This is a genomic window from Pseudomonas quasicaspiana (assembly GCF_021147825.1).
GTDB lineage: Bacteria > Pseudomonadota > Gammaproteobacteria > Pseudomonadales > Pseudomonadaceae > Aquipseudomonas > Aquipseudomonas quasicaspiana.
In genome coordinates, this window is record NZ_JAGTPI010000007.1 from 1 (window position 1) to 23,483 (window position 23,483).

23 protein-coding genes and 1 pseudogene are annotated in these 23,483 nt (G+C 59.0%); 5 read left to right on the forward strand and 19 right to left on the reverse strand.

Going from position 1 to position 23,483, the window contains the following annotated elements; all coding sequences use genetic code 11:
* Nucleotides 1–136 precede the first annotated feature (136 nt).
* The 6 genes from etfB to KDX30_RS06765 form a co-directional block, all read right to left on the reverse strand.
* Nucleotides 137–943: an electron transfer flavoprotein subunit beta gene (gene etfB, locus KDX30_RS06740; protein WP_122706864.1), complete on the reverse strand. Its 807-nt coding sequence runs from the start codon at nucleotides 941–943 to the stop codon at nucleotides 137–139.
* Nucleotides 933–2,153: an electron transfer flavoprotein subunit alpha gene (etfA, locus tag KDX30_RS06745; protein ID WP_231675327.1), complete on the reverse strand. Its 1,221-nt coding sequence runs from the start codon at nucleotides 2,151–2,153 to the stop codon at nucleotides 933–935. Before etfA ends, etfB begins: the two co-directional genes overlap by 11 nt.
* The gene (dgcB, locus tag KDX30_RS06750) at nucleotides 2,153–4,099 is read right to left on the reverse strand and encodes a dimethylglycine demethylation protein DgcB (RefSeq protein ID WP_231675328.1); all 1,947 of its coding nucleotides are present in this window, start codon (nucleotides 4,097–4,099) and stop codon (nucleotides 2,153–2,155) included. Before dgcB ends, etfA begins: the two co-directional genes overlap by 1 nt.
* A gap of 375 nt (nucleotides 4,100–4,474) precedes the next feature.
* Nucleotides 4,475–6,535 (reverse strand): dimethylglycine demethylation protein DgcA, encoded by a 2,061-nt coding sequence (dgcA, locus tag KDX30_RS06755; protein ID WP_027899494.1) that lies wholly within the window; start codon nucleotides 6,533–6,535, stop codon nucleotides 4,475–4,477.
* Nucleotides 6,536–6,550: 15 nt separating this feature from the next.
* Nucleotides 6,551–7,081, reverse strand: a complete 531-nt coding sequence (locus tag KDX30_RS06760; protein ID WP_027899495.1) for a DUF5943 domain-containing protein — start codon at nucleotides 7,079–7,081, stop codon at nucleotides 6,551–6,553.
* Nucleotides 7,082–7,172: 91 nt separating this feature from the next.
* Nucleotides 7,173–8,150 carry a dipeptidase gene (locus KDX30_RS06765; RefSeq protein ID WP_027899496.1) on the reverse strand — a complete coding sequence of 326 codons (978 nt, stop codon included), beginning with the start codon at nucleotides 8,148–8,150 and terminating at the stop codon, nucleotides 7,173–7,175.
* Between the two features lie 243 nt (nucleotides 8,151–8,393).
* Between KDX30_RS06765 and KDX30_RS06770 the strand changes: the two genes are divergently transcribed.
* Complete coding sequence (locus tag KDX30_RS06770) at nucleotides 8,394–8,804, forward strand: lysozyme inhibitor LprI family protein (protein ID WP_095101055.1); 411 nt, start codon at nucleotides 8,394–8,396, stop codon at nucleotides 8,802–8,804.
* A 60-nt stretch (nucleotides 8,805–8,864) separates the two neighbouring features.
* Nucleotides 8,865–9,284: a DUF3010 family protein gene (locus KDX30_RS06775; RefSeq protein WP_099268500.1), complete on the forward strand. Its 420-nt coding sequence runs from the start codon at nucleotides 8,865–8,867 to the stop codon at nucleotides 9,282–9,284.
* Between the two features lie 1,136 nt (nucleotides 9,285–10,420).
* On the opposite strand, the gene madM is transcribed toward KDX30_RS06775, so the two are convergent.
* The 10 genes from madM to KDX30_RS06825 form a co-directional block, all read right to left on the reverse strand.
* Nucleotides 10,421–11,185 (reverse strand): malonate transporter subunit MadM, encoded by a 765-nt coding sequence (gene madM / locus KDX30_RS06780; RefSeq protein WP_099268501.1) that lies wholly within the window; start codon nucleotides 11,183–11,185, stop codon nucleotides 10,421–10,423.
* A 1-nt stretch (nucleotide 11,186) separates the two neighbouring features.
* The gene (madL, locus tag KDX30_RS06785) at nucleotides 11,187–11,627 is read right to left on the reverse strand and encodes a malonate transporter subunit MadL (RefSeq protein WP_099268502.1); all 441 of its coding nucleotides are present in this window, start codon (nucleotides 11,625–11,627) and stop codon (nucleotides 11,187–11,189) included.
* A gap of 72 nt (nucleotides 11,628–11,699) precedes the next feature.
* A complete protein-coding gene (mdcH, locus tag KDX30_RS06790; RefSeq protein ID WP_231675329.1) occupies nucleotides 11,700–12,635 on the reverse strand; it encodes a malonate decarboxylase subunit epsilon in 936 nt (311 codons plus the stop codon).
* Nucleotides 12,632–13,258, reverse strand: coding sequence for a malonate decarboxylase holo-ACP synthase (locus KDX30_RS06795; protein WP_231675330.1), 627 nt, complete (start codon nucleotides 13,256–13,258; stop codon nucleotides 12,632–12,634). The genes mdcH and KDX30_RS06795 overlap by 4 nt, the downstream gene beginning before the upstream one ends.
* Nucleotides 13,259–14,059, reverse strand: a complete 801-nt coding sequence (mdcE, locus tag KDX30_RS06800; protein WP_231675331.1) for a biotin-independent malonate decarboxylase subunit gamma — start codon at nucleotides 14,057–14,059, stop codon at nucleotides 13,259–13,261.
* A complete protein-coding gene (locus KDX30_RS06805; RefSeq protein WP_231675332.1) occupies nucleotides 14,056–14,922 on the reverse strand; it encodes a biotin-independent malonate decarboxylase subunit beta in 867 nt (288 codons plus the stop codon). The genes mdcE and KDX30_RS06805 overlap by 4 nt, the downstream gene beginning before the upstream one ends.
* The gene (locus KDX30_RS06810; RefSeq protein WP_231675333.1) at nucleotides 14,915–15,214 is read right to left on the reverse strand and encodes a malonate decarboxylase subunit delta; all 300 of its coding nucleotides are present in this window, start codon (nucleotides 15,212–15,214) and stop codon (nucleotides 14,915–14,917) included. The genes KDX30_RS06805 and KDX30_RS06810 overlap by 8 nt, the downstream gene beginning before the upstream one ends.
* Before the next feature lie 2 nt (nucleotides 15,215–15,216).
* On the reverse strand, nucleotides 15,217–16,098 hold the full coding sequence (locus tag KDX30_RS06815; protein WP_231675334.1) for a triphosphoribosyl-dephospho-CoA synthase: 882 nt from the start codon (nucleotides 16,096–16,098) through the stop codon (nucleotides 15,217–15,219).
* Complete coding sequence (gene mdcA / locus KDX30_RS06820; protein ID WP_027901332.1) at nucleotides 16,098–17,774, reverse strand: malonate decarboxylase subunit alpha; 1,677 nt, start codon at nucleotides 17,772–17,774, stop codon at nucleotides 16,098–16,100. Before mdcA ends, KDX30_RS06815 begins: the two co-directional genes overlap by 1 nt.
* A gap of 265 nt (nucleotides 17,775–18,039) precedes the next feature.
* A complete protein-coding gene (locus tag KDX30_RS06825; protein WP_231675335.1) occupies nucleotides 18,040–18,252 on the reverse strand; it encodes a DUF6124 family protein in 213 nt (70 codons plus the stop codon).
* 529 nt (nucleotides 18,253–18,781) lie between these two features.
* Between KDX30_RS06825 and KDX30_RS06830 the strand changes: the two genes are divergently transcribed.
* The 3 genes from KDX30_RS06830 to KDX30_RS06840 all read left to right on the forward strand — a co-directional run bounded on the left by KDX30_RS06830 (nucleotide 18,782) and on the right by KDX30_RS06840 (nucleotide 19,640).
* Complete coding sequence (locus tag KDX30_RS06830) at nucleotides 18,782–19,030, forward strand: CopG family ribbon-helix-helix protein (protein ID WP_231675336.1); 249 nt, start codon at nucleotides 18,782–18,784, stop codon at nucleotides 19,028–19,030.
* Entirely contained in the window at nucleotides 19,008–19,283 is a 276-nt protein-coding gene (locus KDX30_RS06835; protein ID WP_231675337.1) for a type II toxin-antitoxin system RelE/ParE family toxin, read from the forward strand. The genes KDX30_RS06830 and KDX30_RS06835 overlap by 23 nt, the downstream gene beginning before the upstream one ends.
* A gap of 162 nt (nucleotides 19,284–19,445) precedes the next feature.
* Nucleotides 19,446–19,640 carry a hypothetical protein gene (locus KDX30_RS06840; protein ID WP_231675338.1) on the forward strand — a complete coding sequence of 65 codons (195 nt, stop codon included), beginning with the start codon at nucleotides 19,446–19,448 and terminating at the stop codon, nucleotides 19,638–19,640.
* Nucleotides 19,641–19,809: 169 nt separating this feature from the next.
* On the opposite strand, the gene KDX30_RS06845 is transcribed toward KDX30_RS06840, so the two are convergent.
* The 3 genes and pseudogenes from KDX30_RS06845 to KDX30_RS29665 all read right to left on the reverse strand — a co-directional run.
* Nucleotides 19,810–20,949, reverse strand: coding sequence for a Fic family protein (locus KDX30_RS06845; protein ID WP_231675339.1), 1,140 nt, complete (start codon nucleotides 20,947–20,949; stop codon nucleotides 19,810–19,812).
* A 191-nt stretch (nucleotides 20,950–21,140) separates the two neighbouring features.
* Nucleotides 21,141–21,611 carry a chemotaxis protein CheW gene (locus tag KDX30_RS06850; protein WP_231675340.1) on the reverse strand — a complete coding sequence of 157 codons (471 nt, stop codon included), beginning with the start codon at nucleotides 21,609–21,611 and terminating at the stop codon, nucleotides 21,141–21,143.
* A pseudogene (locus KDX30_RS29665) lies at nucleotides 21,604–23,466 on the reverse strand (hybrid sensor histidine kinase/response regulator); the annotation flags it as partial. The pseudogene KDX30_RS29665 and the gene KDX30_RS06850, both read right to left, overlap by 8 nt.
* Nucleotides 23,467–23,483 lie beyond the last annotated feature (17 nt).

Genomic DNA, 23,483 nt, shown 5'->3' on the forward strand with positions numbered 1-23,483 from the left:
AGCGTCAGCACAGGCGATAGATTCATCGACTGACAGACCGAATCGCGGGCAAGCGCGCTCCTACAGCTCACCCGTTTGCTGCGCGACAGCGCGGCTGTCTGAACGACGGGGCCGCAACTACAGAAATCAAAAGCCTTTAACGAACCACACCCTCTTCAATAAGCAACTTCAGGATCGCCTCAGCCCCCGCCTCTGGCGTAACGCCCTTGAGCACTTGCCCGCCGCCACCGCTGGCTTTGGCCGTTGCGGCTTTCATGCGGTCTGCGCCGCTTTTGGCCTTGATGACTTTCAGGCGTTTGGGCCGGGGTTTGGCCGGTTGCAGAACAGAGCCGCCGAGCAGTTCATCGCTAATGATTTCCACCTGTTCGGCTGCAAGTGTGCCGCGTTGCGCGGGGCCGTAAGCGCTTTGCCGGGGCTTGGGCGCAGCGTTATCCACAGTCGCCAGAAACGGCAGCCGTACTTTCAAGCGCCGACGCTGACCACGAGGTAATGCCTGAAGCACCAGAGCACTGCCGTTATCCAGTGACTCCACTTGCGCCAATCCCACTACGAGCGGCCAACCCAGCTTTTCTGCCAGCAGAAATGGCAACATGCCAGAGCCCTCGCCGGTTTCTGCCTGGCTTCCAGTGAGCACCACTTGCACGCCAGACTCTCGGATGTAATCCGTCAGCGCAGGTAATGCGTCAGCGTTTTCCGGTTGCTCCAGCACATGCAGCTCGTCCAGGCCCATGCCCAGATAGGCTCGCAACGCAGGCTCCTCGGGGTTCCCGGCATGCAGCACGTGTAAGTTATCCCCAGCCAGCTGCAAGCCTAACTCGACGGCGCGGGCGTCCTGCTCGGCACGCCGTGCGCGGCCGGATGTCGGGTGCGCGCCTATGGAGACCAGGCTGATGACGTGCGTCGCAGCGTTATCCACAGAGGAAGCAGTTGGTTCAGGCCGCATCTTTTTTTGCTCCATGACGATGGGTTTCCACCGCGTCGATCAGCGCCTTGAGAATTGCCGCGCTGTCGCCGATCACAGAAAGGTCAGCGCGTTTGATCATGTCGCAGCCGGGATCAAGGTTGATTGCCACGACTTTGTCGCAGGCACCAATGCCTTGCAGATGCTGGATTGCGCCGGAAATGCCTACCGCCACATAAACCCTTGCCGTGACCCAGGTGCCGCTCGCGCCGACCTGTCGATCACGGCCCATGAAACCGTCGTCCACCGCCACCCGAGATGCACCTTCGGTCGCGCCAAGCGCTGCTGCTGTGCGATGGAACAAATCCCAGTCCTTGACGCCATTACCGCCGGAGAAGATGAACTCCGCTTCCGCCATCGGAATCATGGCCGGATCGACAGCGACAGCGCCAAGGTCTTCAATCCGCGGCAGGCTGCGCGCCACGCTTGTGGATAACTCGACGGGCAATACTTCATGGCGGGTTTCGCTGACCGGTTCAGCACACTCCGCAGCAGCGAGGATCAAGCGCGCCAGTGGTCTTGAGATATCTTCCTGACCCGCACCGGCGCGACCGAAGCATTGTTCATCCTTGACCTGCCAGACACGTGTGGCCGGACGCTCGCCCAGACTTGCTGCAAAGCGACGGCCCAATTCGCCACCACCGCTACGACTGTCCGGCAACAGCCAGTGACGTGGGTTGAACTGGTTATCCACAGCCCGCAGGCCCTGGACGCGCTGCTCCGGTGAGTAACCGCTGAACTTGCTACCCTCCAGAACCAGCAAGCGATCCACGCCTGCCGTCGCGAATGCACTCTCTTTGTGCTCACCAAACACCACCGCCAGTACCGCGCCATTCTGACCAGCAAGCTGCTGAGCCAGGCCCAGAAGATCACGGTCGTGACTGCTCAAACGCCCTCCGACCATATCCGGCACAACGCATATATAGAAGGCTGGCTGCGGCACTTGATGCAGCGGCAACTGCACTTCGGCGGCGGCTGAGCGTTTCACCGCCCCACCTTGCTGCGCGCCACTGCGGTCGATTCGTTTGACGCCGTTAGGACCGATAAATCCAAGGCCGTGCACGTTCTTGCGCATCAGGCCGTTAGGCCCCATCCAGCTGGTTTGTGCCGGTTGCATCGCAGCATGCAGCGGGTGCAGACGGTTACGGGCGATCCATTCAGCGCGAGGATCACGACGGATAATGTCGCTCATCAGTGCACCTCCGCGGGTTCACGTTTAGTCGGCGCGGGCTTGCTGGGGATAACTTCTTCCACCAGTGCGTCAGCCACCAGTTCGGCAATGTCTTTGATCATCGGTCGCGGCTCGACCACGCCTTCGAGCATCGCGGTGCATTGCGGGCAACCGACAGCCACCAGTTCAGCACCGGTTTGGCGGATGTCTTCCATGCGCATATCAGGGATACGTTGTTTACCAGGAATATCCGTAATGGGCGCGCCGCCACCGCCACCGCAGCAACGGGAGCGGAAACCGGAACGCTGCATTTCCTTGACCTCGATACCCAGCGCGCGCAACACATCACGCGGCGCTTCGTACTCGCCGTTGTAGCGGCCCAGATAACACGGGTCGTGATAGGTCACGCTGGAGCCCTTGTGCTGGCCCAGATTCAGCGCGCCACCTTGAATCAACTCAGCCATGTAAGTGCTGTGGTGTTGCACGAGGTAATTGCCATCGAACGCGCCGTACTCGTTTTTCAGCACATGGAAGCTGTGCGGATCGCAGGTGACGATGCGTTTGAAGCTGTATTTGTTCAGCGTCTGAATGTTGCGTCTGGCGAGCATCTGGAAGGTCGCTTCATCACCGAGACGTCGGGCCACATCGCCGCTGTCCCGCTCTTCAAGACCCAGCACGGCGAAGTCGACTTTGGCCGCTTTCAGGACTTTGACAAAGGCGCGCAAAGTACGTTGGTTGCGCATGTCGAAAGCGCCGTCGCCCACCCAGAACAGGACTTCGACAGCTTTTTTGTCGGAGAGCAGATTGAGGTTCAAATCCGCCGCCCAGTTCATCCGCCCGCCCGGTGCGAAGCCGCCGGGGTTATCGGTGGCGATCAGGTTTTCCAGCACTTCAGCGCCTTTGTTCGGCGTCGCGCCTTTTTCCAGGGTCAGGTGACGGCGCATGTCGACGATGGCGTCCACGTGCTCGATCATCATCGGGCATTCTTCGACGCAGGCACGGCAGGTGGTGCAGGACCACAAGGTTTCAGCATCTACCAGGCCGTTGACGATGGGCTGATGCGGGTTGCCGCCGTGCAGGCCGATCTCTTTGCCGGGATAAGGGCTGCCGGCGAACTTGGCGTCAGTGCCGCCAGCCAGACCCACCACCATGTCCTGAATCAGTTTTTTCGGGTTCAACGGCTGACCGGCTGCGAACGCCGGACACGCGGCTTCACACTTGCCGCATTGCACGCAGGCGTCAAAACCCAGCAGTTGGTTCCAGGTGAAATCCTTGGGTTTTTCTACGCCGAGTGGCGCGGTTTTGTCGCTGAGGTCCAGGGGTTTGAGGCCGGTTGAGCGACCACCGCCAAAGCGTTCGGCGCGACGGTGCCAGGCCAGATGCAACGCGCCGGCAAAGGCGTGCTTCATCGGGCCGCCCCAGGTCATACCGAAGAACATTTCCGACACGCCCCACAGGCATCCCAGGCCTAGTAGCGCGACCAACACCCAGCCGCCGAAGTCCTGCGGGAGAATCCCCGCCACCGGCAGCGTGACTAGGAAGAAGCTGACGGAAAACGCCATAAGGCTTTTCGGCAGGCGCATCCACGGGCCTTTCGACAGGCGAGCCGGTGGGTTACGGCGGCGCAGGAACATGAAGATCGCGCCGATGAACATCAGGGTCGAGGCCAGCAGCAGGGCATAACCGAGGATGCGGCTGTGCAGGCCAAAGCCGTGTACGACGATCGCGAGCAATGCCGACAGCACAAAGCCCAGCGCCGTTGCGACGTGGGTGTTGGCGATGTATTTGTCCCGAGCCACGACATGGTGCAGATCGACCATGTAACGCTTGGGCATGGCCAACAATCCGCCGAGCAGGTCGACTTTAGAGGCTCGGCCGTTGCGCCACATATTCACCCGCCGCACAGCCCCCAGGACAGCAAGGCCCAGAGCAGCGAACAGCAAGATGGGAAGCAGTGTGTTCAGCATGTGAAGCTCCTACAGCGCGCGGTCCGACAGAGGTCATCGGTCTCCTGTAGGAGTGAGCTTGCTCGCGATCCAGTGCGCAGCGCTGGCAATGGATTCATTCAAAGCCGACTGAAGGCCGTTCCGGCCTTATCGCGAGCAAGCTCACTCCTACAGGGAAATTCGGTGTTTTCTATGGGAGCCGGGCTTGCCCGCGATTTAGGCGCTGCGGTTCATCAGGACAACCGCGTTATCGTTCATCGCGAGCAAGCTCTGCTCCCACAGAGGTATTCGGTGCTTTTCCGTAGGAGCGGGCTTGCCCGCGATACAAACACTGCGGTCTATCAGGTAAACCGCGTTATCATTCATCGCGGGCAAGCGCGCTCCTACGGGATCGACTTAGAAATCCTTACAAAGACGCAAACCGTCATAAATCGCCGCATGGGTATTACGCTGTGCCACGCAGTCACCAATGCGGAACAGCAAGTACCCGTCACCCGGTTCGCTCAAACAAGGTTGCGGCTGAATAGCGAACAACGCTTCGATGTCGATCTGGCCCTTGTTACGCGAATCTGCTTTCAACGCGTAATACAACTCTTCGTCCGGACGCACACCGTTTTCGACGACCACCTGATCCACTACCCGCTCTTCTTTGGCACCGGTGTATTCGTTTTCCAGTACAGCCACCAGCTTGTCGCCTTCGCGGTAGACCTTCTCCAGCATCATGTCGCCGGTCATGATCACTTCTTTCGGATACATGCTGCGGTAGTACGTCGGGAACGACGTGCCGCCAATGGCAACGCCCGGCTTGATGTCGTCAGTGACGATCTCTACCTGGCTGCCTTTATCGGCCAGGAAGTCAGCCGTCGACATCCCGGTGAATTCACAGATGGTGTCGTAGACCAGCACGTTCTTGCCCGGCGCGACCTTGCCGTCGAGGATGTCCCAACTGCTGACCACCAAACCTTCAGCCGCGCCCCAATGTTCGTTCTGCTCCAGAAACGGATGACCACCCACCGCCAGCACGACGATGTCCGGACGCAGATCCATGATGGTTGCCGGATCAGCCGCCGTACCCAGGCGCAGATCGACTTTCAAACGCGCCAGCTCCAGCTGGAACCAGCGAGTGATGCCTGCAATCTGGTCACGCTGCGGGGCTTTCGAGGCGGTGGTGATTTGCCCGCCGATGAATTCTTTCTTCTCGAACAGCGTCACATCATGGCCGCGCTCGGCCGAAACACGCGCTGCCTCCATGCCCGCAGGCCCGGCACCGACGATCACCACCTTGCGTTTCGGCCCGGTAGATTTTTCGATGATGTGCGGCACGCCCATGTATTCACGAGAGGTCGCGGCGTTCTGAATACACAGAACGTCGAGGCCCTGGTATTGGCGGTCGATGCAATAGTTGGCACCGACGCACTGTTTGATCTGGTCAATCTGGCCCATCTTGATCTTGGTGATCAGGTGCGGGTCAGCGATGTGCGCGCGGGTCATGCCGACCATATCGACGTAACCACCTTCAAGAATCCGCGTAGCCTGATTCGGGTCCTTGATGTTCTGCGCGTGCAGCACCGGCGCCTTGACCACTTCCTTGATACCGGCCGCCAGATGCAGGAACGGCTCCGGTGGGTAACTCATGTTCGGAATAACGTTGGCCAAGGTGTTGTGGGTATCACAGCCCGAGCCGACGACGCCGATGAAGTCGATCATGCCGGTCTGGTCGTAGTACTTGGCGATCTCCTTCATGTCTTCGTGGCTGAGGCCATCCGGGTGGAACTCGTCACCACAGATGCGCAGGCCGACGCAGAAGTCAGGACCGACCTCCTTGCGCACCGCCTTGATCACTTCCAGGCCAAAACGCATGCGGTTTTCGAAGCTGCCGCCCCACTCGTCCGTTCGCTTGTTAACCCGCGGGCTCCAGAACTGGTCGATCATGTGCTGGTGCACGGCTGACAGTTCGACACCGTCCAGGCCACCGGCCTTGGCCCGCGCCGCAGCGCTGGCGTAGTTGCCGATCACGCGCCAGATTTCTTCCGGCTCGATGGTCTTGCACGTCGCACGGTGCACTGGCTCGCGGATGCCCGAAGGCGACAGCAACGTCGGCCAATGGTCGCCGTCCCAGCGGGAGCGACGGCCCATGTGGGTAATCTGGATCATGATCTTGGCGCCGTGCTTGTGCATGGCGTCCGCGAGATTCTGGAAGTGCGGGATGATCTTGTCGGTCGCCAGGTTGACCGACTTCCACCAGCTTTGCGGGCTGTCGATAGCGACGCTGGATGAACCACCACAAATCGCCAGGCCGATACCGCCCTTGGCTTTTTCCTCGTAGTACTTCACATAGCGGTCCGTGGTCATGCCGCCATCGGTGGCGTAGACCTCGGCGTGCGCGGTGCTCAATACCCGGTTACGGATCGTGAGTTTGCCTATCTGGATAGGCTGAAACATCGCTTCGAAAGCCATGACACGATCCTCGACTTACAACGGTTTGACGATGAACAGGCCGTCGTCATGGCCTTCTTCCGAACCGCCGTAAACCTGCTCGGCGACCGTACGAATCGGGCTGCCTGCTGCGGCGAGAATCTGATCCATGGCGCCGGCAAACCAACCGGTGAACATGTAATCAACCTTGCGACCGACTTTGCCGTAGACGTACACAAAGCAGGAGTGCTCAAGCTTGACGCTGGCGGTGCCTTTCTCCAGGTCGATGTCTTGAATCTTGAACAGCCCCCAGCCACGCTGCGACAGACGCTTCATGTAGTGTTCGAATACCGCAACGCCTTCCAGACCGTGGCATTCAGCTTCTTTCTCGCACCAGTGCCAGGCGGATTTGTAGCCCGCCTTGTAGAGAATGTCAGCGTAGGCATCAGCGCCCAGTACTTCTTCAATGCCCATGTGGTTGTTGACGAAAAAGTGGCGCGGCACGTACAGCATCGGCAACGCATCAGAGGTCCAGACGCCGGTTTCGCTGTCGACTTCGATAGGCAGTTGCGGGGCGATTTTAGCCATGGGGTCAAACTCCAGATGTTCGGGGTACGCCCACTGCGCGAAATGGCAGCGGGGTGATCAATTCGGTAAAGGTTTTGCTCGTGATCGGGGGTTACTCGCCCCAGACATCCTTGAGCACGTTGACCCAGTTCTCGCCCATGATCTTGCGCACCACACGCTCGGAGTGGCCGCGCTTGAGCAAGGTCTCGGTCAGGTTCGGGAACTCGCCAACCGTGCGGATACCCAGCGGGTTGATGATCTTGCCGAAGCTGGTCAGGCGGCGGGCGTAGCCCTTGTCGTGGGTCAGGTATTCGAAGAAGTCCTGACCGTGCCCCTGAGTGAAGTCGGTGCCGATACCGATGGCGTCTTCGCCGACGATGTTCATGGTGTATTCGATAGCTTCGGCGTAATCGTCGATGGTCGACTCAATGCCTTTGGCGAGGAACGGCGCAAACATGGTTACGCCTACGAAACCGCCGTGATCGGCGATGAACTTGAGTTCTTCGTCGGACTTGTTGCGCGGGTGCTCTTTAAGACCGGACGGCAGGCAGTGGGAGTAGCAGACCGGTTTTTTCGATTCGAGGATGACTTCTTCTGAAGTCTTGGAACCGACGTGGGACAAGTCGCACATAACGCCGACCCGGTTCATTTCAGCGACGATTTCGCGGCCGAAACCCGACAACCCGCCATCACGCTCGTAGCAGCCGGTGCCCACCAGATTCTGGGTGTTGTAGCACATCTGCACGATGCCCACGCCGAGCTGCTTGAAGATCTCGACATAGCCGATCTGGTCTTCATAAGCGTGGGCATTCTGGAAGCCGAAGAGGATGCCGGTCTTGCCCAGTTCTTTCGCCTTGCGGATGTCGGCGGTGGTACGTACCGGCATCACCAGGTCGCTGTTTTCGCGCATCAGCTTCTGGCTTTTGCAGATGCTGTCGATAGTCGCCTGGAAACCTTCCCACACCGACACGGTGCAGTTGGCCATGGTCAGACCGCCTTTGCGCATGTCTTCAAACAGCTCACGGTTCCACTTGGCGATGATCAGCCCGTCAATAACGATGCTGTCGGCGTGTAATTCGGCTGGGCTCATCAGGCTGTCCCTTTATATAAGTGCTGATTAGGTACTGGCGCGCCGAATCGTATGCCGACGCTATTGAGGCCAGCATATGCCTGAGGGTCGGCCGAGCCGGGTGCAAAAACGACAGGGGGTTTGCCGAAAGCGTCAAGAAACGACAAAGGCCGACAGGACGCTGTCGACGTGTATCTCGCCAAACTGTTCTTTAGAGCGCGCTTAGGCCAGAATCCAGCTCATCAAATGGAGTGGAGAGACTCGATGAACAAGGTTTTCCTGGCTTTGGTTCTTTTGGCGACCGGCATAGCGGGCGCTCATGCAGCACAAAACCCTGATGTCTCGCCATGCGACGGTGTCGAAGAAGACCAACAAACCCTCGAGTGCTCCAAGTACAGCCGCGACACGGCCGAGGAATTGCTGAAAGAGAACTTCCAGAACCTGTTGCAGCGGGTTAACACTCAGTTCGGGGCGAACAAGTCCCAGGCCAACGCCTTCGCCGAAAAACTCAAGACTGCCCAGCTGGCCTGGGAGAAGCTTCGCGACGCCGATTGCGCGGTGGAAGTGTTCCCGGCAGCGGCTGGCAGCAAAGCGTTCAACATCGCCCAGAACGATTGCCTGGCGCGCACCAGCGATGAGCGCTCCGAGTATCTGGAATCCATCGCGCAGGAATGAACACCTGAATGCGCTATGGTGTCTGCCTTTTTATCCAGGCAGTTACGTAAAGGCTCATTCATGATCATCTGTGGTGTAGAAATCAAAGGCAGTGAGGCTATTTTTGCATTGGCGACCCGCCAGCAAGGTGGCCTCGAACACTTGCCGCTGGCGACCAAGAAGCTGGCACTCGAAGACGATGACGAGTCTGCCAACGTCAAAACCTTCGCGACCCAGATCGCCAGCTTTGTGCGTGAAAACGGCATCAGTCATGTGGTTATCAAGAAGCGCAGCAAAAAAGGCGAGTTTGCAGGCGGCCCGACGACGTTCAAGATCGAAACGGTTTTCCAGTTGCTGCGCGATTGCGAAGTAACCCTGTTGTCGCCACAAACCATCAACGCGCAGAACAAAAAGCACAACTTCGACCTGCCTGCTTCGCTGAACAAGTATCAGCACGAGGCATACAAGGCCGCGTGTTCGGGGTTGATGAAGAGTAAATAGAACTACTGCGCTCCTACCCCGCAATTGCGCAGGCCCAGACTTGTCGCGTTAAAGGTAGGAGCCAACTTGTTGGCGAAAGGGCCTGACGCCGTTCCTCAGGCACGCCGCTTCGCGAACAAGTTCGCTCCTACCCCAGCAAAACGCGCAGGCTCAACACTTTTAAAGGCAGGGGCCAACTTGTTGGCGAACGGGGCTGACGCGGTTCTTCAGGCACGCCGCCTCGCGAACAAGTTCGCTCCTACCCCAGCAAAACGCGCAGGTTCAACACTTTTAAAGGTAGGAGCCAACTCGTTGGCGAAAGGGCCTGACACGGTTCTTCAGGCACGCCGCCTCGCGAACAAGTTCGCTCCTACCCCAGCAAAACGCGCAGGCTCAACACTTTCAAAGGTAGGAGCCAACTTGTTGGCGAAAGGGCCTGACGTGTTTCTTCAGGCTCGCCGCCTCGCGAACAAGTTCGCTCCTACCCCAGCAAAACGCGCAGGCTCAACACTTTTAAAGGTAGGAGCCAACTCGTTGGCGAAAGGGCCTGACACGGTTCTTCAGGCACGCCGCTTCGCGAACAAGTTCGCTCCTACCCAGAAATGCGCAGGCTCAACACTTTTAAAGGTAGGAGCCAACTCGTTGGCGAAAGGGCCTGACGCGTTTCTTCAGGCACGCCGCCTCGCGAACAAGTTCGCTCCTACCCAGAAATGCGCAGGCTCAACACTTTTAAAGGTAGGAGCCAACTCGTTGGCGAAAGGGCCTGACACGGTTCTTCAGGCACGCCGCCTCGCGAACAAGTTCGCTCCTACCCCAGCAAAACGCGCAGGCTCAACACTTTCAAAGGTAGGAGCCAACTTGTTGGCGAAAGGGCCTGACGTGTTTCTTCAGGCTCGCCGCCTCGCGAACAAGTTCGCTCCTACCCCAGCAAAACGCGCAGGCTCAACACTTTTAAAGGTAGGAGCCAACTCGTTGGCGAAAGGGCCTGACACGGTTCTTCAGGTACGCCGCTTCGCGAACAAGTTCGCTCCTACCCAGAAATGCGCAGGCTCAACACTTTTAAAGGTAGGAGCCAACTCGTTGGCGAAAGGGCCTGACACGGTTCTTCAGGCTCGCCGCTTCGCGAACAAGTTCGCTCCTACCGTGATATAGCGTCATCACCCGACGATAGCCCGCACCACGAAGTACAGCAGCGACGGCCCCAGCAGGCAGCCCAGTCCGGTGTGGAACGTTGCCGTCAACGCGCCGTAAGGCACCAGTCGCCGATCGGTTGCAGCAAGGCCTGCCGTCACACCGCTAACGGTGCCTGCCAGACCACCAAAGACCATCGCAGAGCGCGGGTTATCCAGCCCCATCCAGCGCGCCGCCATCGGTGTACCGACCATCACGATGATCGCCTTGATCAAGCCAGTCGCGATCGACAACGCCATCACATCCGATGTCGCCCCCAATGCCGCGCCAGTGACCGGGCCAACGATATAGGTCACTGCACCCGCGCCAATGGTGGTCATGCTTACAGCATCGCGATAGCCAAACACCCAGGCGATGCTCGCGCCGACAATGAACGGCAGGATCGTGCCAAGCAGCAGCGCAATCACGCCAATCAATCCGGCTTTGCGCGCTTCAGTTGCCTGCACTTCGAACGCGGTGGCAACGATGGCGAAGTCACGCAGCATTGCGCCGCCCATCAGCCCGATACCGGAAAACAATGTCACGTCCGCCAGGCCTTTTTGGCCACCGGTCATCGTGCCGCCGACCCACGCCAGAACCAGGCCGATGACAATGGCGATGGCCGAGCCATGCACCCTGCCGAACGTCAGCCGCTTGGAAAGCACGACAGAAATCCACATCACCACGCCCACAAACGCAAATGCCGTCACCAGCCCGTTGCTGATCAAACCCTTATCAATGATTTCCCACATATCAACGGCTCCCTGCTGGCGTTGGCGAAGGCGTTGGTACCGGCGTGATGCCCGGAATGATCACCGGCTCTTCCGGAGGCAGCGGCTCGCCCTTGTTGATGCGGCTGATCAAGGCAATGGTGCAACCGCACAAGACCACCGAGCCGACGGCTGCGAGTACGGCGACAGGGCCGCCTTTGAGGGCCGTAACAACGTTTTGCTGAGCCGCCATCGCGACCACCACCGGGATGTACATGGCGCCCCAGAAACCGACACCCATCTCGCATTCCTTGCTCATGCCGCCGCGCTTCTCCATCCACAGACGGGCACAGATCAGCAGGATCATCGCGATCCCGACACCACCCACGTTGGATTTGACGCCCAGCATCACGCCAAGCAAGTCACCGAGAATCACCCCTGCCAGCATGCAGATAGCCAGCAGTGCTACACCGTAGATAATCATTATTGTTATTCCTCAGTTTGCCTTACGAAGTTGTTGTTCTTGTTCTTCGAAACGGTCCAACGTCCGTGCGCTCTATGGGTTGCGGAGGCCCTCCTCGCGCGACAACGCGACCAGACTGTCCAGGCGAGCGCCTTGAAAAGCGACTGCCGTTCCTTGCTCGAAAACTTTGCGTGCCAGCCCGGTCAACACGGTGCCCGGCGGGAATTCAATCTGCAGACGTGCGCCCCGCTCGTAAGCGGTTTGCACCGTACTGCGCCAGTCGATGACGCGGCACATGTTGAAGGCCAGATCGTCACGCAGCTTGTCTGCAGTCATCATTGGCCGTGCCGTGCTGCCACTCAGATAACGCACCGCAGGGGCTTTGATCGTCACGTTGGCGAAAGCTTCAGCCAAGGCCTGCGCCGGCTGTTCAAGCAGCGCGCAATGGGACGGCACGCTCACCGCGAGGCGCTTTACCGTCGCGGCGCCACTGGCTTTCGCCAAATGCGCCACTTCACCCATCGCCTCGGCGCTTCCGGCGATCACAAACTGGTTTTCGGCGTTGATATTGGCCAGGTACACGGGCTGTTGAGGACCGTGCACTTCGGCGACCAGCGCTTCGACGGCGGTCTGATCCAGCCCGATAATCGCCGTCATGCCATAACCTTGGGGATATGCGCTCTGCATAAGCTCACCGCGCAAGGCCACCAACCGAACGGAGTCAGTGAAGCCCAGCGAACCGGCAACAACCGCTGCCGGATACGCACCGATGGACAAACCGGCAACGGTGTCCGGCACGCAGCCCTGGATTTGTAAAAACCGCGCGCTGGCGACCCCGGCAATCAATAAACACAGCTGAACGGCGCGAGTGGATTGCAGCATTTGCTCAGAATCCAGCAGCAATACGTCTTCGCCCAACGCATCGCTGGCTTCACTCAGGCAATCACGCATCGATTGCTCATCTGGCAACTGATTCAACATGCCCGGCTGCTGCGCGCCCTGGCCGGGGAACACCCAAAAGCTGCTCATGCGCAGGCCTCGATCGGCTGCCAGGGTTGGGTGACCAACCAGGCACCCTGCTCACTCTTGAGCAACACCTGACGCGAAGCACCCGCCCACTCGCGCAATGCCAGCGCGCCAAAAGGCGTCTGCAATTGCACGTCAATGCGACACACGGAGCGGTCCAGAACCTTCACCAACTCGCCAGCCCATTCACGGCTGACAAAGCGCGGGGTGCGCACAATCAAGTCCAGGTCACTGTTCTGATGCAGTGCCGCCACACCGCTGGCCAATTCGAAACCAGCGCTGCCGCTCACGCCCCAAGGCAACGCCAGCAAATCCATCAACGGGCGAATCTGATCCAGTGCTTGCAGCGCAGGCCAATCGTGCGCTCCTTGAACATGCGTCAACTGCTCAGGACGCACGCAACGCTCGATAGCATCCCGTGGCATCAGTGCCGCGAACCGTTGCTCACGACCCGGACCACGAATACCCACCGCGACAAGTGCTCGCGGCGCCAATGAACGACGCACCACCACCGGATGCTCAAGGCGTACGGCCTCAAGCACCCAGTCCGGCGCATCGGCAGGCAAGGCAGACATAGGGATGCCCCACAACAAATCGTGGGGCAGCACTGCCAGATCAGCGTTCATTTACCACTGCGCCCGCAGCAGTTCGCGCACTTTTGACGAGGCTTGGCGATTGCTCGCACCAAGTCGGCTGCTCAGGTCATTCCCTGTGCCCTTCACGTCTTTGATCGCACTGTTCAGCACCTCCTGAACCTGGCTGATATCTGCGCCGGAGGGCTGTTCGATCTGGCTCACCGACAAGGTTTCCCAGAGCAAGCCAAGGCTGGCGTAGTTCTCGATGTCGTACGCCATGGGCGGGATGCTGGAAGCGAGTTTTTCCAGTTCGTCGACGCTGCGCAACGTGACTCGCGCTGCAGACTCTTTGCCCATGGCGTGCACCATGACGCCGGGATCACGCAAGGCAATCAGCCGATTGGCCTGATAACCGTGAGCCAGGAACGCACCGGACATCGCCTTGCCGACCAACAAACCAATCACCGGATGGCCCGCCAGTCGCGCACGGGCATAACTGTCTACCGCGCCCGCCAAGGCTTGATGAATACCCAGCGCTTCTTCGCGCCGCCCATACGCCTGGCTCGGCACATCGACAATAGCGATCAGTGCTCGCTTATGTTCGTTATCGCGATCCAGCTCGATGGCGGAATCCACGGCCTTGGCCAGACCCCAGCCTTCCAGTAAACCGACCTCGCCACTGCGAGCACGGGGAAAGCGGTTGTCAGCATCGGCGACCACTGCCAGAAAGCGCACCGGCTGCTCACCCAATACACCATCCGCTGCCTTGACTGAATGAGGCAAACCCACCACTTCGGCCGCGTTGGCGCTGAGCGCCTTGAACCAGTTCAAACCTCGTTGGGAAGCGCTCATGGCTTGGCTCCTTTGGATTGCGGCTCTGTATAGAGATCGCGCACGGTTTGCGGATCGATTTGCGAAGCGGTGTCGAGACGCGCCAGACGATGCAGAAAGGTTTCGTACTGGCTGCTGCGCTCCTGAGCCGGAACACCGAGGCTGATCCAGCCGGTCACTTGTTCACGAATCGCCTGCACGTCGTCAGCGGCAAAACCGTCCACCAGATGACTGGCGTAACGCTGCTCGCCTCCGGTCAGGCTCCAGATGAAAGGCCGATCGCGGGAGTCGTATTCTTCGATACCCGCTTCCTGCTCGATCACTTGCGGGCCGTTCAAGCCAAGCCGTGCTTCCTGGGTCACCAAAAGGTAACTGCACAAGCCCGCCGCGATGGACATGCCTCCAAAACAACCGACGCTGCCTGCCACCACGCCGATCACTGGCTGGTACTGGCGCAGGTCGACAATCGCCGCATGAATTTCGGCAATCGCCGCCAAGCCAAGGTTAGCTTCCTGCAAGCGCACACCACCGGTTTCCAGCAGCAAAATGGCGGCAGTCGGGATTCCATTGCGGTTGTCTTCAGCAGCCAGTTCCAGTGCACCGGCCATTTTCGCGCCGCCCACTTCGCCCATGCTGCCGCCTTGGAACGCACCTTCGATGGCGGCTATAACCACGGGTAAACCACCGACCGTACCTTTGGCGACAATCACCCCGTCGTCCGCCTGGGCGACGATGCCTTGCTTAATCAGCCAAGGCGACATGATGCGGTCAAACGGGTCGATCAACTCACGAAAACTGCCTTCGTCGAGCAGCGCTTTTGCCCGTTGCCGAGCACCCAATTCGACGAAGCTGTGTTGCTGGAGCAAACGGGCGGTATCAGTCATGGCCAATCTCCTCGAAGCCTTGCTCCAGACGCAAACGGACCACGCCTGGTGTGGCGCCGAAATCGTGAATGTCGATGGCCAGCGCAGGTGGTGTCTGGCCGTCGAACATGCGCTCGAACAAATGCTGCCAGCGGGCAGAAGCGCCATTCACCGACGTCACCACGTTAATCGACAACTTGCCGGGTACACCCGGTTCGAGCAGCACTTCCAGATCACCGGAACCGACACAACCCACCAGCGCACTGCCTAGCGGCGGCTGCCCGGCGGGGAATTCAAAAGACAGGGTTTCCATGGTCAGACACTCCTCGATTCAGAGCCGAGCACAGGCTCAAGGCTATCGATGAACAGGCATGCGGCGAGCAAATCGGCAGCGCCACCGGGTGACGCATTGAGCTGCAACAACTGCTGATCCAGCGCGTGCAATTGGCGACGACCGGCCAGGCTCGCACTGCCGCCCGCATCCAGCACCCGCTGCGCGCCTTGCTGCATGGCGTGCAAACCTTCAAGGCCGGAGCGATACAGCACACAGGTGTCCGCCAACGTGGTCATGATCGCCAGCAAGGCATCGAGTCGCGCGTTCTGCTCGCCGCTGCCGGACGCCCGACTGTGTTGCAGTTGCGGCAGGCCTTTTTGCATGACGGCGGGGAAGCCCAGTTGCGCCTGTTCTTTGGCACCCATGGCGCCATAAAGCTGGGCCACTTGTGCGCCGTGGCTAAGTTGCGGGACCACGTTGCGGTCTTCAATCAAGGCCAGCTTTGCGGCGCGCAGGGTCAATTGCGCTGCGCTGCAGTTATCCGGTTCAAGCGCGGCAGCGGTGACCAACAGGCCCAGAGCCCAGATCGCGCCACGGTGGGTGTTCACGCCGTTCGTGGTGCGCAGCATCGCGGCTTCACCTTCACGACCAATGCGACCCAAGGCTTCGCGCAAAGGCTGACCGATTTCTGCGAACTGCTGGGCCGCTTCAGCCATGTCTTTGAACATTGGCCATAGCGACAATGCCGAGGCGTGCATCAGGCCCAGATGCAGATCGCTGTGCGCGCCACTGCCGCGCCGATCCACCAGTGCTGGTTTAGGTGAAAGATCCGCCTCATCAATCAGCGCGTCGACGGCAAGGTCAGCCAACTGTTCGGCGAACAACGGGCTGTCAGATTTGGCTTTGTGTGCGAGTGCGCTCATTACCAGCTCCTGAATTTTGCAGGCGGGTTGTACAAGCCGCCCGACCACTGCACCAGATCACCGATGCTCTTGGCGGCGAGCAATTCGCGGCTGGCATCGGTGCGGCGGATACCCAGGTCTTCCGGCAGCGCAATCAAACCTTCGCGACGCATGCGCGCGGTGTCTTTGGGGTTATGGCGCATGCCGATGACAGTCACGCCTGCCACCGCAGCGATCATCGCCTGACGCTCTTCCAGGCTGCGTGCCTTGTAGAGATAGGCAATGCCTTCTTCGGTGAGCAAATGGGTGACGTCGTCGCCATAGATCATTATCGGCGCGAGGGGCATGCCGCTTTTCTTCGCCACTTCGACCGCGTCGAGGGTTTCCACGAAAGTGGGTTTACCACCCTCCTGGAAGGTCTCGACCATTTGCACCACGAGCTTTTTACCGCGCTCAAGGTAAGCATCCGGGCCGTCTCCGCTCTGTTGGCGCATGTCCAGCCAGGCAGGGGTTGGATGGCGACGCCCGTGAGGATCGTGACCCATGTTTGGCGCACCACCAAAACCCGCAAGGCGACCACGGGTGACGGTTGAGGAGTGACCATCACCATCCACTTGCAAGGTCGCGCCGATGAACAGATCCACGGCGTATTGCCCGGCCAGTTGGCAGACCATGCGGTTGGAACGCATCGAGCCATCGCGCCCGGTAAAGAACACGTCTGGCCGGGCAGCAATGTAGTTTTCCATACCCAGCTCAGTGCCGAAGCAGTGCACGCTCTCCACCCAGCCGCTTTCGATGGCGGGGATCAACGTCGGGTGCGGATTGAGCGTCCAGTTGCGGCAGATCTTGCCCTTCAGACCGAGTGATTCACCGTAGGTCGGCAGGATCAATTCGATGGCGGCGGTGTTGAAGCCGATGCCGTGGTTGAGCGACTGCACATTGTGTTTTTCGTAGATGCCACGAATCGCCATCATCGCCATCAACACGTGTACTGGCTTGATGTGGCGCGGGTCGCGGGTGAACAACGGTTCGATGTAAAACGGCTTGTCGGCGACCACCACAAAGTCGACCCACGACGCAGGGATATCAACGCGAGGCAGATCGCTGACGTCGTCCACCAATTGGTTGACCTGGACGATGACAATGCCGTCGCTGAACGCGGCCGGTTCGATCAAGGCGGGAGTGTCTTCAGTGCTTGGGCCGGTGTAGATGTTGCCCGCCCGGTCGGCCATGAAACCGGCAGAGAGCACGACATTGGGAATCAGATCGACCACGAGCCGCGAGTACAGCTCGATGTAGGTATGAATCGCGCCGATTTCCAGCAGGCCGTCTTCCAGCAACTGGCTGATGCGCAGGCTTTGCGTACCGGCAAAGGAGAAATCGAGCTTGCGGGCGATGCCGCGTTCGAACAGATCAAGGTGCTCCGAGCGCCCAACGCTGGGCATGATCATGTGCAGGTCGTGCAGCTTGGCCGGGTCGACTTTGGCCAGGGCGCGGGAAAGAAAGTCCGCCTGCTTCTGGTTGTTGCCCTCAAGCACCACGCGATCACCGGACACCATCAAGGCTTCCAGCGCTGCGACGATGTTGTCGGTCGGCAACACCACACCATCGGCAAGATGCCGCACCTGCTCGAGCCGCCGCTGTTTCTCGGTGCGACGACGCGACCAGCGCGCGTCGGGGGTCGTTATTGTTGTCATGTCCACTCCACGATTTCGCTGTCGTGGGCCACCTTAGGAGCTAAGGGTGCGGGGCATCAATCAAGTAGAGAGTGGGATCGTTACGGTTGGAGTAATGATCAGTTGATGGCGGCTAATGCTGGCCCAAAAGCTGTAGTGCAAGGCTCAGATCATTGTGGGAGCTGGGCTTGCCCGCGATGCAGGCACCGCGGTGTTTCAGGCAGATCGCATCATCGTTCATCGCGAGCAAGCTCAGCTCCCACAGAAGAAAGTAGCTTCGCAGCAACTATCGAAGCGACCGCTCAACCATCGCGTTGGCCATTTCAACCAGATGCACAACAGAAAACGCCAGATCGCGCTTTGAACCGGTCAGGCTATCGCCGCATTCGTACGCAGTGGCCATGGCGCAGCGCAGCAACTCCGAGGCGTGAGTCAGGGCTTGCTCCTGGGTCAGGGCGTGATTGGCGAGGAAGGGTATTTGAGGTGGTGTTTCGGGCATTTGATTTAATTCCTACATGACTTAAGGAGCCGCTGTCTTCGCTACCAAACGAAGGGTGGCGGCCGTACGCAAGTTGGTAGAACCGGTCGCAGGCACCCGGCGCGTCCGAAGACGCCATGCGCACGGCCACCATAAACACGGACCGTAAGAAAGCGCCTCGCTGAAGGTGGCGCCTTGCGCCTACATAACCTAGGTCTACCAAACCTGATCGCTGATTTTGCAGCGACGGCAGGAGGTTAGAGACCCAAATCACAGGGCGCAATAGGCCGGGATTTTCTCGGAAATTTCACTCAAGTGAAAGGGAGGCTTCTTGCTATCGAACGGCCATAGAACGAGTCAACATCTGCGCAGGCAATAAATATCTAACTCAAAAAGTAGGCATCCCTTGATAAATTTCAAAGCCCAAATTTCCTGCGAAAACTTCAAAGCAATGACACATCTGAATAGCGAAACCTCTCTGCACTCACAGCAGCGGTATACTCCCAAGCGTTGCGCGCAAACCTATAATTGCCAATTCGGGGAGTACGTCATGGCATCATCCACGTTGTCATTCTTTATTGATGACTCATTGGCAACAAAACTCGACGAGCTCGTGTCGGCTTCAAATCGAGAACGCCAATACCATCTGCAACGGGCGTTAGAACAGTATTTGGCGACAGCATTCGAAGAGTTGCAGGCGATAGACGAAGGCATTGCAGACGCTGAAGCGGGACGTCTCACCGATCTTGAAATAGTAAAAGCTGAGTGGTTAGCACGTGCGAACAATAGCGCTGACTGAGAAAGCTCGAAGCGACCTGCTTTCTATCCACGAATACTACGTTGCAAACGCAGGTCCAAAGGTAGCAACTGGCATTATTCTCCACCTCCTCGAAAAGCTGGACCCACTGACGATTTTCAGCAGCATGGGGCGCCCGGCTCTACGTCCAGGGGTTCGTGAGCTGGTTTTTGCTCGCTACCCATTTTTAGCGCTGTACCGAATAAACGATCAAGAAATTCAAGTCATTAGAATTCGACATCAACGAAATGCTTAGTTGGTCCAGGTTTTTTTCGGAAATTTCACTCAAGTGAAAGGGCGATGTCTGGCTGTGGAGCGGGGAAGTTGTGGCTCAATATCTCGGTGGGTAATACATCCGTACTGATTCGCTCCGCCTAAATCAGTTACTTTTCATTGAAAACGCTCTTCGGATTTCATCATGACCTCGCCTGACAACCCGCGGAATGAAAACTCCAGCGTTGAGACGACTTACTTGCTGAGTAACGAATCAAACGCCAAGCGCCTGCGCCGCTCTGTCGCTCAACACAAAGCCAGGACAGTTCTGACCGACGATATGTCCTTGAACCTCAGCGAGCTCGAAGTAAACCGACGCATTCAGCACCTGCCGATCTGACAGTACGCTCTCACGCAGCAAGCACAGGCCATTGTAGGAGTGACCGGGGTGGCGCTCCACCTTGCTCGCGATTCGGTTTCTCTGTCGACGACAATTATCGCCTGAATTAACGCTATCGCGAGCAAGCTCACTCCTACAGGTCCAAGGTTAGCTGCGGGACAACAACCGCTCAATCCAAGACCAACTGATACCGCGTACTCCGCCCTCCCCCTGGCAGTTTCAGCACGCAGCCTTTCTCCAGAAGATCAGCAAGGTGCCGGGTGGCAGTGGCCTTACTGACCTTCGCAACAGCCTGATATTGCGCGGCGCTGATGCCGCCTTCGAAACCCGGTTTGTCGGCCAGTAAACTTCCGTCCAGCAAACGGTTGAGGACTTTGATTTGCTCTGGCGATAAACCATCAGCCCGGTGTTGCTGCCAGAAGCGTGCCTTGGCCAGAACGCGGTCGATGCGCTTGATCGCTTGCTCAAGGGTATGCAGCAGGGTTTGCAGAAACCACTCAAGCCACGGCGTGATATCCAGACCGTCTTTCTGACTGCGCTTCAGAATTTCATAGTAGCCTCGTCGATCCGCAAGAATGCTCGCGGACATGGCGTAAAAGCGGATCGCCTGGTTCTCAGCCTGCGCCAAGGCAAGGTCGGTGATTGCTCGCGTCAGACGGCCGTTGCCGTCATCGAAGGGATGCAGCGTCACGAACCAGAAGTGCGCAATGCCCGCACGCAGCAATGGGTCAAGGCTGACATCTTCCCGGCTGGCGGCGAACCAATCGAGAAACGCATCGAGTTGTCCCTCCAGACCTTCGCGCGCCGGGGCTTCGAAATGCACAGTTGGCCGGTCCACACGCCCCGACACCACCTGCATCGGCTCTTCGCCCCGCAAAGCACCTACCCGGATGTCGTGGGACAGCAGCGATTCTTGAGCCGGAAACAGCAGCGTGTGCCAATGGAGTACCCGCTCAAGCGTGAGCGTCGCAGTGTGTTGCTGGGTGGCATCGAGCATTAGCTCGGCCAGGCCTTCACTGCGCGGGCTGACCCGCTGATCAGCCTCAAGTCCAAGACGCTTGGCCAGTGATGAGCGCACTGAACCGACATTCAGTTGCTCACCCTCAATGGCTGAAGAAGTGATGATGTTTTGCAGCAGCGCATCCAGTTCTGTCTGTGCGCTCGCATCGGCACCCGCCGCACCCAACATGCCCAGCAAACGGCCCTGCGCCTGGGAGCAGCAGCGCAGTAGTGAGGCGAGCCGCTCCGCCTGCCAGCGAAAATGCGGCCAGTCAGCGTGCTGCCAGATCCAGTTCAGGTGTTCGTTCATGATGACGACCGTTATGCACATGAGCCGAATAATAAACCTATTCGGCTCATTCCGTGAGCCGAATATAAAATCTAATCGGCTCACATACCCGGCGGGATACGATTCTTTTTAGGAGCGCACGAGCACCGCGAGGCCGCGATGGCGGTGTGTCAGGCAGAACGCTATCGCTGCCTCGCGGTGCTCGTGAGCTCCTACAGGGAGGTTTGTGTGAGGCCCGCATCCACCAACCACTGCTCTAGCCCCACCAGATCGGGGATCTTCGCGATGGTCTCGCCGATTTGCACGGCCGCGAGCTCAAGCGCATCCAGAGGTACGTCAACATAGCTGAGCTGGTTGTCGACCTTGCAGGAACGGGGGATGCCTTGGGTCAGCAGAGCAATGAATTTCAGCTCGTCGCGGCCACCCAGGGCGTTGAGTACGACGATGCGTGCGCGGCCACCGACAAGGGTTCGGCCGCCGCACGCGGCTTCGAAACTGAGCAAGGGCAAAGTGCGCTGCCGCCAACTGATCGGCCCCAGGTACCATGCAGGCGCATCACTGTCGGCGCTGCAATCCTGATAGTCGATGAGCTCCGCCACGGCGACGTTGGGCAGCAGCAAATTGCGGTCGCTCAGTGGCAGAATCAACCCGGTCAGTTGTGTCGCACTGGCAGCGTTAGGCATTGACCTGACTCCAATAGGCGATGCTTTCGAGCAGCACTGATTCCTGATACGGCTTGCTCAAGTACTCATTGACGCCCAACCCCATGGCACGGTCGCGGTGCTTCTGGCCGGAGCGGGAGGTGATCATGATGATGGGCAATTCCTTGAGCTGCTCGTCGGCGCGAACATGGCCAAGGACTTCGAAACCGTCCATGCGTGGCATTTCAATATCCAGCAACATGACGTCCGGGACGCGCTCCTTGAGCAGCAGCATGGCGTCGACACCGTCTTTGGCTGTCAGCACGTTCATGCCATGACGCTCCAGCAGGCGGCTGGTGACTTTGCGTACCGTGACCGAATCGTCCACCACCAGCACCAACAGCGGTCGGCCCTGCTCGGCGTCGCTCCACACTGGCACACTGCGCCCCGCTGACTGCTCGGCCAGCAGACGGCCATGCAACCGACGAATGTGCGCCAGCAAATCGAGAATCAGCACGACGCGGCCATCGCCCAGAATGGTCGCACCGGAAATACCCTGCACTCTGGAAAACTGCGGGCCGAGGCTTTTAACGACGATTTCCCGCGAGCCCGCCAACGCATCGACCTGCACCGCAACCCACTGGTCCTGAACATGCACCAGCAACACCGGTAGCGGCTGGGTTTGCCCGATGAACGAAGGCGGCTGACTGTAATTGAGCAGCTCGCCCAGATAGCGCAACTCGTAAACCCGCTCGCCATATTGATAACGCGGCGGCGTCGACTGGTAGCACCTTTCCAGCTCGCCGGGCATGACCCGCACAATGCCTTCGACAGTATTGAGCGGCACGGCGTATTGCTCTTCGCCCCACTGCACCATCAGTGCACGGTTGACCGACACCGAGAACGGCAGGCGAATCCGGAACAGTGCGCCCTGCCCCTGCACGGATTCGATGACCATGGTGCCGCCCAGTTGCTTGACCTCCGCATGCACCACGTCCATCCCGACGCCGCGTCCGGAAATCTGCGTGACGGTTTCCGCAGTGGAGAACCCAGGCTCCAGAATGAACTGCAACGTCTCGTGATAACCCGGCTGTGCATAAGCTGGAATCATGCCGCGCTTGATGGCCTTCTTCCGCACCGCATCCAGGTCCACACCTGCACCGTCGTCGCTCATCTCGAAGACGATATCGCCACCTTCGTGCTTGAGATCCAGAAGAATGGTGCCGAACTCGGGCTTGCCCTGAGCCAGGCGCTCCTCAGTGCTTTCAAGGCCATGATCGATGGCGTTGCGCAGCATGTGCTCCAGCGGCGCGACCATGCGCTCAAGCACCGTACGGTCCATCTCGCCTTCAGCGTTACCCACCTCGAAATGGACCTTTTTGTGCAACTCGGCGGACACCTGACGCACGATGCGTTTGAGGCGCGGCACCATGCGCTCGAAAGGCACCATGCGCGTGCGCATCAGGCCTTCCTGCAATTCGGTATTGACCCGCGCCTGTTGCAGCAACAGGGTCTGCGCATCGCTGGCCCGGGCGTCGAGGGTTTCCTTGAGGTCCATCAAGTCGGACGCGGACTCGAACAAAGCGCGGGACAATTGTTGCAGCTGGGAATGGCGATCCATTTCCAGCGGGTCGAAATCTTCGTAACCCAGCCGCTCGGCCTGCACCTGCTCACGACTGAGGATGCTGCCTTGGGTTTCCATGTCCAGACGCCGCAACTGATCGCGCATCCGCTCAATGGTCGTGGCCATTTCTGCGAGGGTGCCTTCGGCGTCAATGACTTGCTGTTCGATACGGCCGCGAAAGATCGATGTCTCGCCCGCCAGGTTGACCAGCGTTTCCAGTTCTTGCGCCGGAACCTTGACCATCTCGCTGGCCGCGCGCTCACCCTCGGTATCAGGAGCCGAAGCTGGCT

What these genes read in the sequence shown, in the direction of transcription:
- etfB (WP_122706864.1), bottom strand. Translation starts at nt 943, where the DNA reads ATGCGGCCTGAACCAACTGCTTCCTCTGTGGATAACGCTGCGACGCAC.
- etfA (WP_231675327.1), bottom strand. Translation starts at nt 2,153, where the DNA reads ATGAGCGACATTATCCGTCGTGATCCTCGCGCTGAATGGATCGCCCGT.
- dgcB (WP_231675328.1), bottom strand. Translation starts at nt 4,099, where the DNA reads ATGCTGAACACACTGCTTCCCATCTTGCTGTTCGCTGCTCTGGGCCTT.
- dgcA (WP_027899494.1), bottom strand. Translation starts at nt 6,535, where the DNA reads ATGGCTTTCGAAGCGATGTTTCAGCCTATCCAGATAGGCAAACTCACG.
- KDX30_RS06760 (WP_027899495.1), bottom strand. Translation starts at nt 7,081, where the DNA reads ATGGCTAAAATCGCCCCGCAACTGCCTATCGAAGTCGACAGCGAAACC.
- KDX30_RS06765 (WP_027899496.1), bottom strand. Translation starts at nt 8,150, where the DNA reads ATGAGCCCAGCCGAATTACACGCCGACAGCATCGTTATTGACGGGCTG.
- KDX30_RS06770 (WP_095101055.1), top strand. Translation starts at nt 8,394, where the DNA reads ATGAACAAGGTTTTCCTGGCTTTGGTTCTTTTGGCGACCGGCATAGCG.
- KDX30_RS06775 (WP_099268500.1), top strand. Translation starts at nt 8,865, where the DNA reads ATGATCATCTGTGGTGTAGAAATCAAAGGCAGTGAGGCTATTTTTGCA.
- madM (WP_099268501.1), bottom strand. Translation starts at nt 11,185, where the DNA reads ATGTGGGAAATCATTGATAAGGGTTTGATCAGCAACGGGCTGGTGACG.
- madL (WP_099268502.1), bottom strand. Translation starts at nt 11,627, where the DNA reads ATGATTATCTACGGTGTAGCACTGCTGGCTATCTGCATGCTGGCAGGG.
- mdcH (WP_231675329.1), bottom strand. Translation starts at nt 12,635, where the DNA reads ATGAGCAGCTTTTGGGTGTTCCCCGGCCAGGGCGCGCAGCAGCCGGGC.
- KDX30_RS06795 (WP_231675330.1), bottom strand. Translation starts at nt 13,258, where the DNA reads ATGAACGCTGATCTGGCAGTGCTGCCCCACGATTTGTTGTGGGGCATC.
- mdcE (WP_231675331.1), bottom strand. Translation starts at nt 14,059, where the DNA reads ATGAGCGCTTCCCAACGAGGTTTGAACTGGTTCAAGGCGCTCAGCGCC.
- KDX30_RS06805 (WP_231675332.1), bottom strand. Translation starts at nt 14,922, where the DNA reads ATGACTGATACCGCCCGTTTGCTCCAGCAACACAGCTTCGTCGAATTG.
- KDX30_RS06810 (WP_231675333.1), bottom strand. Translation starts at nt 15,214, where the DNA reads ATGGAAACCCTGTCTTTTGAATTCCCCGCCGGGCAGCCGCCGCTAGGC.
- KDX30_RS06815 (WP_231675334.1), bottom strand. Translation starts at nt 16,098, where the DNA reads ATGAGCGCACTCGCACACAAAGCCAAATCTGACAGCCCGTTGTTCGCC.
- mdcA (WP_027901332.1), bottom strand. Translation starts at nt 17,774, where the DNA reads ATGACAACAATAACGACCCCCGACGCGCGCTGGTCGCGTCGTCGCACC.
- KDX30_RS06825 (WP_231675335.1), bottom strand. Translation starts at nt 18,252, where the DNA reads ATGCCCGAAACACCACCTCAAATACCCTTCCTCGCCAATCACGCCCTG.
- KDX30_RS06830 (WP_231675336.1), top strand. Translation starts at nt 18,782, where the DNA reads ATGGCATCATCCACGTTGTCATTCTTTATTGATGACTCATTGGCAACA.
- KDX30_RS06840 (WP_231675338.1), top strand. Translation starts at nt 19,446, where the DNA reads ATGACCTCGCCTGACAACCCGCGGAATGAAAACTCCAGCGTTGAGACG.
- KDX30_RS06845 (WP_231675339.1), bottom strand. Translation starts at nt 20,949, where the DNA reads ATGAACGAACACCTGAACTGGATCTGGCAGCACGCTGACTGGCCGCAT.
- KDX30_RS06850 (WP_231675340.1), bottom strand. Translation starts at nt 21,611, where the DNA reads ATGCCTAACGCTGCCAGTGCGACACAACTGACCGGGTTGATTCTGCCA.